Origin of the sequence: Symbiobacterium thermophilum IAM 14863, from assembly GCF_000009905.1 — a bacterium.
GTDB classification, from domain to species: Bacteria; Bacillota; Sulfobacillia; order Symbiobacteriales; family Symbiobacteriaceae; genus Symbiobacterium; species Symbiobacterium thermophilum.
This window is the reverse complement of the sequence record NC_006177.1, coordinates 805,661-819,047: the sequence shown is the minus strand read 5'-3', so window position 1 is coordinate 819,047 and position 13,387 is coordinate 805,661. Positions and strand designations below refer to the sequence as shown.

At 68.7% G+C, this 13,387-nt stretch carries 11 protein-coding genes and 1 riboswitch; of the genes, 7 read left to right on the top strand and 4 right to left on the bottom strand.

The window, feature by feature from the left end; genetic code table 11:
* Positions 1 to 7 precede the first annotated feature (7 nt).
* Complete coding sequence (locus STH_RS03755) at positions 8 to 541, bottom strand: redoxin domain-containing protein (protein ID WP_011194867.1); 534 nt, start codon at positions 539 to 541, stop codon at positions 8 to 10.
* On the bottom strand, positions 538 to 1,305 hold the full coding sequence (locus tag STH_RS03750) for a tetratricopeptide repeat protein (protein WP_011194866.1): 768 nt from the start codon (positions 1,303 to 1,305) through the stop codon (positions 538 to 540). Before STH_RS03750 ends, STH_RS03755 begins: the two co-directional genes overlap by 4 nt.
* Before the next feature lie 369 nt (positions 1,306 to 1,674).
* On the opposite strand from STH_RS03750, the gene STH_RS03745 reads away from it, so the two are divergent.
* The 7 genes from STH_RS03745 (at position 1,675) to STH_RS03715 (ending at position 10,600) form a co-directional block, all read left to right on the top strand.
* Positions 1,675 to 3,297: a c-type heme family protein gene (locus STH_RS03745; RefSeq protein WP_050742099.1), complete on the top strand. Its 1,623-nt coding sequence runs from the start codon at positions 1,675 to 1,677 to the stop codon at positions 3,295 to 3,297.
* Entirely contained in the window at positions 3,288 to 3,983 is a 696-nt protein-coding gene (locus STH_RS03740) for a response regulator transcription factor (RefSeq protein ID WP_011194864.1), read from the top strand. Before STH_RS03745 ends, STH_RS03740 begins: the two co-directional genes overlap by 10 nt.
* 105 nt (positions 3,984 to 4,088) lie before the next feature.
* Positions 4,089 to 4,550 (top strand): cytochrome c3 family protein, encoded by a 462-nt coding sequence (locus tag STH_RS03735; RefSeq protein ID WP_011194863.1) that lies wholly within the window; start codon positions 4,089 to 4,091, stop codon positions 4,548 to 4,550.
* A gap of 33 nt (positions 4,551 to 4,583) precedes the next feature.
* Positions 4,584 to 5,876 (top strand): ammonia-forming cytochrome c nitrite reductase subunit c552, encoded by a 1,293-nt coding sequence (locus STH_RS03730; protein ID WP_011194862.1) that lies wholly within the window; start codon positions 4,584 to 4,586, stop codon positions 5,874 to 5,876.
* Positions 5,877 to 6,062: 186 nt separating this feature from the next.
* Positions 6,063 to 6,944: an alpha/beta hydrolase gene (locus tag STH_RS03725; RefSeq protein WP_043713258.1), complete on the top strand. Its 882-nt coding sequence runs from the start codon at positions 6,063 to 6,065 to the stop codon at positions 6,942 to 6,944.
* 38 nt (positions 6,945 to 6,982) lie between these two features.
* The gene (locus tag STH_RS16900) at positions 6,983 to 10,027 is read left to right on the top strand and encodes a GGDEF domain-containing phosphodiesterase (RefSeq protein WP_050742098.1); all 3,045 of its coding nucleotides are present in this window, start codon (positions 6,983 to 6,985) and stop codon (positions 10,025 to 10,027) included.
* A gap of 42 nt (positions 10,028 to 10,069) precedes the next feature.
* Positions 10,070 to 10,183: riboswitch (guanidine-I (ykkC/yxkD leader) on the top strand.
* Positions 10,184 to 10,279: 96 nt separating this feature from the next.
* On the top strand, positions 10,280 to 10,600 hold the full coding sequence (locus tag STH_RS03715) for a DMT family transporter (RefSeq protein WP_011194859.1): 321 nt from the start codon (positions 10,280 to 10,282) through the stop codon (positions 10,598 to 10,600).
* Here STH_RS03715 and STH_RS03710 read toward each other — a convergent pair.
* Together STH_RS03710 and STH_RS03705 are read right to left on the bottom strand one after the other, a co-directional pair.
* Positions 10,595 to 11,776 (bottom strand): acetyl-CoA C-acetyltransferase, encoded by a 1,182-nt coding sequence (locus STH_RS03710; protein ID WP_011194858.1) that lies wholly within the window; start codon positions 11,774 to 11,776, stop codon positions 10,595 to 10,597. The two genes, STH_RS03715 and STH_RS03710, sit on opposite strands and share 6 nt — an antisense overlap.
* Positions 11,777 to 11,946: 170 nt before the next feature.
* A complete protein-coding gene (locus tag STH_RS03705; RefSeq protein WP_011194857.1) occupies positions 11,947 to 13,308 on the bottom strand; it encodes a SpoVR family protein in 1,362 nt (453 codons plus the stop codon).
* Between the last annotated feature and the right edge of the window lie 79 nt (positions 13,309 to 13,387).

Here is a 13,387-nt window from a genome sequence, read left to right as displayed (position 1 = left end):
ACTCCCCCTACAGTATCAACTGGAGCGCCTCGCGCAGCTGTTCGGGCGTGAGGGGGCCTGTCCACTTGCCCCTGACCACGCCGCTGCGGTCGATGAAGTACGTGGTGGGCAGCGGGACGATCTGGTACACCCGGGCCACGTTGCTGCCCCGGTCCACCAGGATCGGAAACGTGATCCCCATCTCATCCCGGAAGGCCGTAATGGCGAGGTCGGTCTCGTCCAGGTCGATGGCAAGAACCACGAACCCCTGGTCGGCGTAGGTGCGGTAGGCCTCCTCCAGGGCTGGCATCTCCTGCTCGCAGTACCGGCACCAGGTGGCGAAGAAGTTGAGGAGCACCGCCTTCCCCCTCAGGTCCGAGAGGCGGTACGACTCACCGGTCACCGTCTTCAGCTCGAAATCGGGCGCCACGGAGCCGACGGGCACCCCGCTGCCCGCCGCGGCGTTCGGGTTGGGCCAGAGCAGGACGTATCCCAGCCAGGCCGCCAGGAGGAGCAGCGTGATGGCCGAGGTCACTCGCTTGTACCTGGGGTAGCGCGTCACGGTTCATTCCCTCCCCCGCTCAGGCGGGCGACCGCCTCCCGGGCGGCGTTGATCTGCTGATCGATGAGATCCGGCTGTTCCGCGTACTTCAGCGTGTTCTCCCGCTCCTGCGGGGCGGCGTTCAGGTAGCGCTGGTACATGGCCACCGCGGCGTCGGTCTCCCCCTCCACCTCGTAGATCCAGGCCAGGTTGAAGATGGCCCAGAGGTAGCCCGGGTCGCGCTCCAGCACGGCCTGCAGCGCCTCCTCGGCCTTCTGCCTGTCGCCCGCGTAGTAGCAGGTCAGGCCGAGGTAGGTCCCGGCGAAGAGGTTGTCGGGCTCGGAACGCAGCACGGTCTCAAACGCGGTGATCGCCTTGCGGAACTCGCTGACCGCCGCCGACCTGTGCCCCTGGTTGAGCAGGGCCACGCCGGTCTCCAGGAAGAAGTTGGCCTGCGCCAGGGGGGTCAGCGTCTCCAAGGCGGCCTGGTCGATGCCCGGCGTCGGATAGAGGGCGGTGCCGGTCACGGCCGAGCCCCGGCCCAGCCAGACACCGCTGAGGAACCCCACCCCGAAGAGCAGCAGGCCGCACAGCGCCAGGGCCACGGTCGGGACATGGCGCCGGGGGGAGCGGCCCTGCGCCGGGGAATGGCCGCCCCTGGCGGGGGCAGGGGCCGGCGCCTTCGCCCCACGGCGGGGCCGGTCCCGGTGCGGGGCCACCGGGCCGCCGCACACGTCGCAGTAGGGGCCGGTGGCTTCGTGGCCGCAAGAAGGACAGGTCGGCATACGGGAACCTCCTCGGTTGCGGGCGCGGTATGCTGTCGCCACCGACAACGTTAGCAGGCGGGGACAATGCAAGGCTATGGATCGGGTGACGGATTCTGGAGGTAGACCGTCTGGCGATTCACACCTGAACCAACGGCCTATGCACGCGCCCATCGACCGCCCGCCGCCGCGGCGGCGGGCTCGCCGCGCGCGCGGCGGGCGCTTCCATATAGGCGCGCTCCGGAAGCAGGCGGCGAAATGTGGCACGAATGGTGCATGTCCCCCTGGTCACTTCGTGCACCCAAGGGGCAGGCTAGCCGCTTTATGGGCAAACATGTCGCGGAGCCGTATGATTTAACCATGAACACCACGGCCCCCGGAGGTGAACCCGTGCACACCAGCATCGCGACCAAGTTCATGATCGGCGTCACCGCCGCGCTCGTGACCGTTCTGGGCGTCAACCTGGGGCTGGACATCCGGCAACAGCGGGCCCAGGCGGAGGAGGATCTGCGGGAGCAGGCGCGGATGGTCGCGACCCAGGTCATCGCGATGCGGGAGTTCATCGCCCGCAACCAGGACCGGATCAACCGGGACAGCCACGGCCACTTTGAGTTCAAGTACCTGAACCCGGCTGCCGTCGGCCGGGGCGTCGGCCAGATCTTCGCCGAGATGTCCGACTACCAGTACAAGCAGACCCGCCTTCAGGTGCGTATGGCCGAGAACATGCCGGACGCCTTCGAGGTGGAGGCCCTTCGCCGGTTTGCCAGCAATCCGGACCTGGCGGAGGTCGTCGGGTACACGGGATCCGGGCAGGACCGGGTGTTCCGCTACATGGTGCCGCTGAAGATGGAGGCCTCCTGCCTGCCGTGTCACGGTCCCCCCGCCGGCGAACCGGACATCGCCGGCTACCCCAAGGAAGGGCTCCAGGTGGGAGAACTGGCCGGCGCCCTGTCGATCACGATCCCCACCGAGCGGTTCGAGGCCCGGCTCACGCAATCTACCCGCAGCCGGGCGACGGTCATCGTCCTGGCGACCGGGCTCTCACTGGCCCTGATCGGATTCCTCAACCACCAGCTGGTGGCACGGCCCCTCGCCGCCCTGGCCGGGGTGACCCGGCGCATCGGACAGGGCCGGTGGGAAGTGCCCGAGGAGGAGGTGCGGGACCTCAGGGCCCACCAGGAGACGTCGCCGCTGGTGGACGCCATCCAGGCCATGTCGGATGAGCTGCAGGCGCTCTACCGGAACCTGGAGCGGAAGGTGGCGGAGCGCACCCGCCAGCTGCAGGAAGCCCACGCGGACCTGGAGGCGCTGCACCGGAGCCAGACAGAGTTTTACTCGGCGATGACCCACGAGTTCCGCACGCCGCTGACGTCCATCATCGGCTTCAGCCAGCTGCTCCTGAGCCCCGGGGGCGACCCCCTGACGCCCGGCCAGCGGGAGCATTTGAAGGACATCCTGGAGAGCGCGCAGCGGCTGCTGCAGCTGGTGAACGATCTGCTGGACGCCTCCCGCCTGCAGGCCGGCCAGATGCCACTCCGAATCGCCGCCGTCGACCTGGGCGAGGCGGTGCAGGAGGCGCTGGCGGTGGTCCGGCCCCTGGCCCAGCAGCGGGAGATCACGGTCACCTGCCACATCCCCGCCGATCTGCCGCTGGTGGCGGCCGACGACCTGCGGGTGCTCCAGATCCTGCTGAACCTGCTCAGCAACGCGATCAAGTTCACCCAGGTCGGCGGCGAGGTTGCGCTGACGGCGGAGGCCCGGAGCGACCTGGTGCAGGTATCGGTCCGGGACAACGGCCCCGGCATTCCGCCCGAGGACCATGAGGTGATCTTCCAGCTGTTCCGCCGGGGATCCGCCCACGAACGGACCGGCGGGTCCGGTCTGGGCCTCGCTCTGGCCAAGCTCCTGGTGGAGCTGCACGGGGGCCGGATCTGGGTCGAGAGCAGACCGGGATGCGGCTCCACGTTCCACTTCACCCTGCCCGTGCACGGAGGTGAACCGCGGTGTCCGTAGCTCGCCGGATTCTGGTGGCCGACGACGACCCGAAGACCCTGAAGGTCCTGGAGCATGCGCTGACCGCCGAGGGGTTCGCGGTGATCAAGGCCAGCGACGGCCAGGAGGCCCTGGACCTCGCCCTGTCGCAACGGCCGGACCTGGTCATCCTCGACGTCATGATGCCGAAAGTGGACGGCTTCGCGGTCTGTGGCCGCATTCGCGCCGCCTCGGCGGTGCCGATCCTCCTGCTCACCGCCAGGGGCGACAGCGTCGACAAGGTCGTCGGCTTCCGGCTGGGGGCCGACGACTACGTGACCAAACCCTTCGACCTGAACGAGCTGGTGCTGCGGGTGCACGCCATCCTGCGCCGGATGCCCACCCTGCCCGAGAGCCGCACCCTGCGCTTCGGCCACCTGGAGATCAACAAGAGCACGCGCACGGTGCACGTGGGCGACCGGAACCCGGAGCTCACCCCCAGGGAGTTCGACCTGCTCTGGCTGATGGCCAGCCACCCGGGCCACCCCTTCACCCGGGAGTCCCTCCTGGCCCGCGTGTGGCACGGCGACGCACCCACCGACCAGTCCACCGTCACCGTCTGCATCCGCCGGCTCCGGGAGAAGATCGAGGACAACCCCGCTCAGCCCCGGTGGATCAAGACGGTCTGGGGAATCGGCTACAAGTTCGATCCGGCGGGCGCCGAATGAAGGCGCCCGCCGGTTTTCTTCTGATTCACCAAAACCCAAGGACCGTGTAAGCCTTGTGTAATCAATGGCTGATACGCTGAGGGTGAGGAGAAAGGGGGTGATGCAATGCGCAACAGATGGGGAAAGGGAGCTTTGATCGCGCTGGGCGCCCTGGGCGGGGCTTTCCTGATCCTGGCTTTCGCGCTTCAGGTGCCGGCCATCGGCCACACGATCGGGGCTCCTGCCGCGTGCGGCACCTGCCACGTCATGACCGACCAGGTGCTCTCCCTGGAGCGGGGGATGCACCGGGAACTCGCGTGCGTGGAATGCCACATCCCCTCGGGCTTCTTCGCCAAGCCGATCGAAGAGATCAAGGCGGCCAGCCGCCACGCGGCCGTGTTCCTGACCAACTCCACCCCGGACGTCATCACGGCCACCGACTCGTCGCGCGACATCATCCAGGCGCGGTGTATCGAGTGCCACGCCGGGTTCCTGCGCGAGACGTCCCTGGTCCACCACCCGACGGACGGACTCAAGTGTTTCGAATGCCACCGTGACACTACGCACGGTCTTCCGCTCCGCAATTGATGTACTCGATCATGATGGGAGGCTGCACGAACCATGAACCGCAAGTGGATCATTGCCATCGGGGCCGCCCTGGCGGTCGTCCTGGTGGGAGTGGGGACCTTCACCTACGTCGCCAACAAGACCGAGGCCGTCGAGGGGCCCGCCGTCAGCATTTCCCCGAACGAGACCGATCCTGCGGTCTTCAAGCTCCTGTACCCGGCCCACTACGACTCCTACATGCGCAACGGCGAGATGCACGAGCCGGCCTTGAAGTACGCTTCCTCCGAGAAGAAGAAGAGCCGCCTCGACCAGTTCCCCTACATGCGCACCCTGTGGGCGGGCATGGCCTTCTCGAAGGAGTACAACGAGGCCCGCGGCCACCTCTACACGCTGGATGACGTCGTCGGCGGCAACGGCACCGAGGCCACCCAGCGCATCAACGACAAGACCAACCTGACCTGCATGTACTGCAAGTCGGCCCAGGTGCCCCAGCTGATCGAGCAGATGGGCGACGCTTTCTACAACACCAAGCTCCTGGCCGACAACAACACCGACCTCTTCGTCCATCCCATCTCCTGTTCGGATTGCCATGATCCCCAGACGATGGAGCTGCGCATCACCCGCCCGGCCCTGGTCGAGGCCATGGAGCGGATCGGCAGGCCCGTGGAGAACGCGACCCGCCAGGAGATGCGCTCCCTCGTCTGCGCCCAGTGCCACGTGGAGTACTTCTTCAACCCCAACGACGCCAACAGGGTCTACTTCCCGTGGGACAAGGGCTTCGAGCCTGAGGACATGTACGCCTACTACGAGGAGATCGGCTTCTCCGACTGGACCCATGCGCAGACGGGCGGCGGCATGTTGAAGGCTCAGCATCCCGAGTTTGAAATGTTCCAGGGCAGCGTCCATCAGCGGGCCGGCCTCTCCTGCGCCGACTGCCATATGCCGTACGTGACGGAGGGCTCCACCAAGATCTCCTCCCACTGGTGGACCTCGCCTTTCCGGACGTTCGAGCAGTCCTGCGCCCAGTGCCACCGGGAGAGCCAGGAGGAGATGGCCCAGCGGGTTCTGCATACGCAGGACCGTGTGAAGGAGGCCCTGGACCGGGCCGGCATCGCCAACCAGGATGCCATCCTGGCCATCGAAAAGGCCATCGCGGCCGGCGTGGATGAGGAGATCCTCAACCAGGCCCGGGCCCTGCACCGCGAGGCCCAGTTCTACTGGGATCTGGCGTCGGCCGAGAACTCCTTCGGTTTCCACAACCCGCAGAAGTTCCTCGAGACCCTCGCCGATTCCATCGACCTGGCCCGCCAGGCCGAGCTCCTGGTCACCCGGGCGATGAACAAGTAACCCTGCCCTGCCTCGATAGCCCCGGCCGCGCCGACCTGGCGCGCCCGGGGCTCCCGCGTCTGAGGGGGTACCGGGCGGCGTCATATATGGCGTCATATATAATGAAGCAATCCGCCGGGGAGACGCCTGCCGGGACGATGTGGTACAATCGGTGACAAGTCTGTGAGACAGAGGAGCGACCTTACCGTGCATACCGATCCTATCGCCATCACCTCCGAGACGCACAGCCTGGCCGGAACCCTGGTCCTGCCGGACGGTGCCGGCAACGACCGGCCGGTGCCCGCCGCCCTCATCGTCGGGGGGCCGGGCCCGCTGCCCCTGGAGCGGCGGGCCCAGGACGGTACGCCGAACTGGCCCCTGCGCTGGGCGGAGGCCTTCGGGGCGGCAGGCCTGGCCTGCCTCTGCTACGACCAGCGGGGCAGCGGCGAATCCACGGGGCAGTACGAGGACGCCGACTGGGACGACCTCTACGGCGATGCGGCAGCCGCCGCCGAGATCCTGAGGCTGCAGCCCGAAGTCAGCCGGGTCATTGCGGTGGCCTGGGCCGACGCCGTCGGATTCGCTCTCCGGCTCGCGGCCGAGGGGAAGGTGGACGGGCTGATCCTCCTGGCCGCGGGCGCGCACACCGCGGAGGAGCGGTACAGGGAGCAGGTGCGCCGGCTTGCGGCGGGCCGGGGGCTCTCCGATCGGGTCGTCGAGCTGCGCGTGCGCCAGTGGCAGGCACAGCTGCAGGCCGTGCGGGACCGGGTCGCGGCGGGAGAGCGCGTCGCGGAAACCGACATCGGCGGCCAGCGCATCGTCACCAACCTGCGCCGCTTCCTGGCAGTCCACGAGTTCGACCCCATGGCGGCCGCCCGGCAGGTCGCAACCCCGGCGCTGCTCTTGCACGGCGCGGCCGACACCGTGGTTCCCCCCGCGGAGTCGGAGCTTCTGGCCGAAACTCTGGCCGGTCCGGTCGAGCGGCGCGTCTACCCCGGCGAGGGACATTTCCTCTACCGGTCTGACCAGGCGGTGGCGGATGCGGTGGGCTGGATGCAGCGCCGGGCGGCAGGAATCACGGCAGACTAGATCGAAAAGTTTCGCATCCGAAACGAGGGGGGATGCGCGTGGCGTCGGTCAGCGCCGCACGCCTGTTCTTTACGGTCGCTTTGATCGAGGTCGCGACCGGCGTCGCCCTGTTCGCGTTTCCCGCGCACTTTCCGACAGTGATCTACGCACCACTGGCTCCGCTGACCTCGCGCATGGCGGCGACGTTGCTGGCCGGCGGCATCATCCTCCTGTTGAATCTGCGCTACGCGCCGCGCCGGCAGGTCCAGCGGTGGCTGCTCGCGGCGGGCGCCGTGCCGCTGCCGCTGCTGTCCTGGATCATATGGGAGGCAGGCGGTTACACCGGCGTGGCCACCTACCTCCTGCTGGCCGCGGCCCTCATCGCCGCCGGCTGGACGGAGGTGGAGGATCCTTTTGCGCTCACCCTGGGCGTCGTCGAGGTGGCGGCCGGCCTCCTCCTCCTCTTCCCGCCACACGGCCTCCCCTCGCCGGGATTCGACCCCGTGCGGCCCATCATGCCCGCGGCGGGCGTCCTGGGACTTCTGTGCGGCGGCCTGGTCCTGGCCCGAAAGCGGCTTCCCCCCGGATGGAGCCCCTTCGCAGAGCGGTTCGCCGCGGCCCTGCCCGCCGTCCTGGTGTGGAACTTCTGGACGGCGCGCGCGTGGACCGGCGTCCTGCTCTGGCTGCCGCTGGGCGTCGCCGCCCTGGTCGGCCAGCCCGTGCGCCCATTGGGACGGGCGGCCGGGGAACCCGCCGGCGCGGACGACCCTGACGAGCAATGGGCGGAACAGAGCCTGGCCCATGTGGAAAGCGTCACCTGGGTGCTCGTCCTGCTGGTGGTGACCACGGCCGCGCTGCTGGGGGATGAGGCGGCCACCCAGCTGCCCAACGCCGTCCTCTTCGTGCTGCTGCTCGTCGGCTTCAACCTGGTGGCCCGCTGGCCGGGCATGCTCTCGCTCCGCGCACAGGTCCGGCTCAACCTGCACCTGTTTGTCGCCGGCCTGGCCATCAGCCTCATGCTCGCGTCCCCGATCCGGGTCGCGCTTCTGCCGGTCGTGCCCGCCATCCCCATGATCTCCGCCCGCGCGGGCGGGCTCAGGCGCGGCTACGCCATGCTGGGGGCCATGCTCGGCGTGCTGTCGCTCGCGCAGATTCTCCTGCCGGGCAGCATGTCCGTATCCCTGCCGTTCGGCATCGCCGTGGGGCTGATGATCATCGTGCTCGGCGCCGCGTGGGTGCACGCCGGACACGCGCACCGCTCCCTTTACCGCCAGCTCACCGAGACGTCGCAGACCCTGGTGCAGAACAACCGGGTCCTGCAGGCGGCCAACGAGGAACTGGCCGCGCAGCGGGAGGCGCTGGCCGCCCAGCAGGACGAGCTCCTGCGGCAGCACCGCATCCTGGTGGAGCAGGCCATGGCCCTGAGCGCCCAGCGGGACGAGCTGCTGGAGAGCGAGGAGCGGTTCCGCACGGCTTTTGAGTACGCGCCCATCGGCGTCGCCCTGGTGGACCTGGACTTCGTGATCATGCGGGCCAACCCCGCCCTGCACGACATGCTGGGCTACCGGCGCGGGGATCTGACGGGCGTCCCGCTCAGGCAGATCACCCACCGGGACGACCTGGAGGAGCAGGAGTCGCTGCTGAACGCCGTGCGGGCGGGACAGGCCGGCAGCTGCGCAATGGAAAAGCGCTATCTTCGCCACGACGGCAGGGCGGTGTGGGTCGCGGTCAGCGTCGCCCTGGTCCGGGACGCGCACGGCACGCCGCGGTACTTCGTCGCGCAGGTCATGGATGTGACGGACCGGCGGCAGGCCGAGGAGCAGCTGCGGCGGCTGGCTCACTTCGACCCCCTGACCGACCTGGGAAACCGGCGCTACTTCCAGCGAAAGCTCGAGGCGGCGCTCGACGATCCTGCGACCCCCAGGGGCGCCCTGTTCTTCCTGGACTTCGACGACTTCAAGTTCGTAAATGACACGCTGGGCCATCTGGCCGGAGACGATCTCTTGAAGAACCTGGCCCGGGTGATGACCGAAACCCTCGGCGGCCGGGGCTTTATGGCCCGGCTGGGCGGCGACGAGTTCGGCATTCTGGTGCCGGGAGTCGACGCCTCCGGTGCCGAGGCCCTGGCCCAGGATCTGCTCGCCGCGGTCCGCTCCCAGATCGCGGCCAACCCCGCCTGCCCCACCTACGTCACCATCTCGGTCGGCATCGCCCTGTACCCCGACCACGGTCACACGGCGGAGACGCTGATGCTGCACGCGGACCTGGCGATGTACCAGGCCAAGCACAGCGGCGGCGACCGGTACTGCATGTACGTCGCGTTTGAACCGCTGAACGGGGACGAAGCCGGGAGCGCGTGGGAAATCCGCCTTCGGGCGGCCCTGGCCGAGGACAGGTTCACCCTGGTGTTCCAGCCCATCCTGGACCTTCAGTTGGGCGAGGTCACCCAGTACGAGGCGCTGCTCCGCATGGTGGAACCCGACGGGCGGCAGATCCCGCCCGGTGAGTTCCTGCCGGCGGCGGCTTCCTGCGGCCTGATGCCCGAGATCGACCGTTGGGTCGTGCGCCGGGCCGTCGAGACCATCGCCCGGGAACAGGCCCGGGGACGCCGGCTCACGCTGTCGGTCAACCTCTCCGGGCAGGCCCTCAACGACCCTTCGCTGGTGCCCCTCGTGCGCGATCTGATCGACCGGCATCAGATTCCGCCCGGATCGCTTCGTTTCGAGGTGACCGAGTCGGCAGCCGTCACCGACCTCGACCAGGCCGCCGCCTGCATCGAGGCCCTGACCGACCTCGGGTGCGAGTTCGCGCTGGACGACTTCGGCGTCGGCTTCTCCTCGCTCCGGTACCTGAAGCGGCTGCCCGTGCGCACGCTGAAGATCGACGGCGGCTTCATCGAGCGGCTCCCGGACGACCCGGTGGATCAGAGCCTGGTCAGGTCCATGGTGACGATGGCCCGGGGGCTGGGTGTCCGGACGGTGGCCGAGTACGTCACCAGCGACCGCGCACTGGAGATGCTCCGGCGCTGCGGGGTGGACGCGGCCCAGGGCTACTACGTGGGTCCGCCGGGCCCCCTGCCGGAGGAGGCCGGCCAGGCCGTCTGACGCCGCCCCCTTGTGCGATCGTCTCCGTCGGGTTACAATACGGATCAGGTTTTCTAGGGTTCCGCGGCGTCACGGCGCCGGTCCGGTCCGAGAGAAAACGCACAACCGGCGGGAGAGCGCCGGCTGTGTACACGGCGGGACAAAAGCCCGGGAGGAGTCACGATGGTGAGTCTCCCGGGCTTCTCGCTTGCGGCCGGGCACGGCCGGGGGCGACGCGCCCTTGACCACCGGAAACATGGAGGATGGGTAGCAGTGGCTTGGCTGTACTTGTTCGTGGCAGGTGCCATGGAAATCGCCTGGTCGACGGCGATGAAATACTCCGAGGGTTTCACCCGGTTCTGGCCCTCCGTGGCGACGATCGTGCTCAGCCTGACCAGCTTCGTCCTGCTCAGCCAGGCGATGAAGACGCTGCCGCTGGGCACCGCCTACGGCGTCTGGACGGGCATCGGCGCCCTCGGCTCCGCGCTGGTGGGCATCGTCTTCCTGGGAGAGCCGCGGGAGCCGTTGCGGCTGCTCTGCATCTTCCTCATCTTCGCCGGCATCGTGGGCCTGAAGCTCACGAGCCGGTCATGACGCCGGGAACGCCTCCACCACCGCGGCGATCCCCTGACCGCCGCCGATGCACAGCGTGGCCAGCCCGTACCGGCCGCCCCGGCGGCGCAGTTCCAGCAGCAGGGTAAGCAGGAGGCGCGCTCCGCTGGCTCCGACCGGGTGGCCCAGAGCGATGGCACCGCCGTTGACGTTGGTCCGCTCCCGGTCCAGCTCCAGCTCCTTCTCCACGGCCAGATACTGTGCTGCGAAGGCCTCGTTGACCTCCACCAGGTCCATCTCCTCCAGGGTGAGCCCCGCCCGCTCCAGCGCCTTCCGGCTGGCGGGCACGGGCCCCATCCCCATATAGCGGGGATCGACGCCGGCCACCGCCCAGCTCACCAGCCGGCCCAGCGGCCGCCAGCCCTCGGCCCCGGCGCGCCGCTCCGAGGCCAGCACCAGCATCGCCGCGCCGTCGTTGATGCCGCTGGCGTTGCCCGCCGTCACGGTGCCGCCCTCCTTGAAACGGGCAGGCAGGCGGGCCAGGGCCTCGTACGTCGTGTCCGGGCGCGGGTGCTCGTCCTGCTCCAGCCGGGAAGGCGCCCCGCGCCGCGCCGGCAGTTCCACCGGCACGATCTCCTCGGCCAGCCGCTCCCGGGCGGCGGCCGCCCGCTGCTGGGAGAGCAGGGCGAAGCGGTCCTGCTCCTCCCGGCTGATGCCGTACCGCTCGGCGAGGTTCTCGGCGGTGATCGCCATGCCGCAGCCGCAGTAGCTGTCCGTCAGGGTCTCCCAGAGGGCGTCTCCCAGTTCGGGCGCCCCGATACCCGCGCCGAACCGACCCCGCAGGTGGTACGGGGCCTGGCTCATGGACTCGACGCCGCCCACCAGGGCCACACTGGCCTCGCCGGCCCGGATGGTGTGCGCAGCCGACACCGCCGCCTGCAGGCCCGATCCGCACAGCCGGTTGACCGTCAGCGCCGGGGTCTCCACCGGGACGCCGGCGTACAGCGCGATGTGGCGCGCCAGGTACGGCCCGTCCTTCCCCGTGTGGATGACGTTGCCCACCACCACCTCGTCCACGGCGGCCGCCGGCACCCCGGTGCGCTCCAAGGCCGCGCGGGCGGCCGCCACCCCGAGGTCGACCGCGGAGATGTCCCGCAGCGCCCCGCCGAAGGTGCCGAAGGGCGTCCTTGCGCCGCCCAGGATCAGGACGTCTTCCACGCAAATCCCCTCCCCTTGTGCGGTCGATTCCATCCATTCGGTCGTTGTCTCTTAGTTCGATCACGTCGCGCGGCGTCCCTTTTCCAGGGCGCCGCCCGGGCAGGATGCCATGCAGCGGTGCACACCCCATGGGAACGACAGGACGGGGTGCGGCCTTCGCCGCACCCGGTTCAGAGCTTTTCCATCGTCACCTTCTCGCCCTCGCAGGTGATCCGGGTCCGGCGGCCCTCCACCTGGGTCTCCAGGTGCACCGGCCGGCCCCAGAGCTGATACAGGTACTGCATGGTCTTCTCGGCATAGGGCAGGTCCAGGTCGCGCCCGTCGTGCTGGTGGCGCAGCAGCAGCTCCCTCCGCCCTCGGTAGTCACCGTCCTCCACGACGATGTAGGGATGGCCGAAGTTGGTCATCGCGTCGCAGAGCGCGTCGCGCACACGCTCCCACTGCTTGTCGGTGATCTTCCAGGCGTCGTCCTTCAGCTCGTAGACGAAGAGATCCAGATCCCGGCACAGCTCCTCGGTCAGGTAGGTGCGCAGGAAGGAGACGTCGTTCTCCATCTCCCGCACCTCGAAGATCTTCTCGCGCCCAAACCGCTTCTCGATGTCCTCGAAGATCTTCAGCCCCACATAGTACGGGTTGATCCGCGTATGCCCCGGCGTGCAGACGGCCGAGTGCAGCTTGCCGAACTCCACGAACTCCTCGTCGGTCAGGTCCAGCTCCCGCATGATGCGCATGTGCCAGAACGACGCCCAGCCCTCGTTCATGATCTTCGTCTGCATCTGGGGCACGAAGTAGAGCGATTCCTCCCGGACGATGGCGATGATGTCCCGCTGCCAGTCCTCCAGATGGTCCGCGTGCTCCAGCAGGAAGAGGAGCAGGTCCTTCTCGGGCGCGGGCGGGATCCTCCGCCGTGCGGGCTTCCCCGGTTTTCCCCCCGCCTTCCGCTCCCCGGTCTCCTCCCGGGGGAACAGGTCCGCGTAGGGTCCGTCATGCGCGCTGGGCGGCGGCTCCCGCTCGGGCTCCGGCGCCTCCCGCCGCGGGTACGGGTCGATGTGGTCCGAAATGGAGAGCACGGCGTCCAGGAAGCGCTCGACCTCCAAGTCCCCCTCCTCGATGCCGTACTGCCGGATGCGCTGGGCGTTCTGACTCACGGTCTCCAGCATCTGCCGGTTGGTGGGCGCAAACCAGATGTTGTTCTTGAAGAAGTCGGTGTGCCCGAAGACGTGGGCCACGACGAACTTGTTCTGCAGCAGCGAGTTGGTCTCCAGCAGGAAGGCGTAGCTGGGGTTGGCGTTGATCACCAGCTCGTAGATCTTGCTGAGGCCGTAGTCGTAGGAGGATTTCATCGTGTAGTACGCCTTGCCGTGGGTCCAGTGGCTGAACCGGCCGGGCAGCAGGTAGGCGCCGAACTCATACAGGATGGTCGCCGGCACGATCTCGAAGTGGGTGGGGAACGGATCCAGGCCCAGCCGCCGCGCCGTCTCCCAGATCTCCCCGATCGCTTCCTCCAGGGCCGGCAGGTCACGGTCATCCATGGGGCTGTCTCCTCCCTCCCGGTGGGCTTCCTACAGTCTATGCCAGGGCCGGCGGGAACTGCACGCCGACGCAGGAAGA

What these genes read in the sequence shown, in the direction of transcription:
- STH_RS03750 (WP_011194866.1), bottom strand. Translation starts at nt 1,305, where the DNA reads ATGCCGACCTGTCCTTCTTGCGGCCACGAAGCCACCGGCCCCTACTGC.
- STH_RS03735 (WP_011194863.1), top strand. Translation starts at nt 4,089, where the DNA reads ATGCGCAACAGATGGGGAAAGGGAGCTTTGATCGCGCTGGGCGCCCTG.
- STH_RS03730 (WP_011194862.1), top strand. Translation starts at nt 4,584, where the DNA reads ATGAACCGCAAGTGGATCATTGCCATCGGGGCCGCCCTGGCGGTCGTC.
- STH_RS03705 (WP_011194857.1), bottom strand. Translation starts at nt 13,308, where the DNA reads ATGGATGACCGTGACCTGCCGGCCCTGGAGGAAGCGATCGGGGAGATC.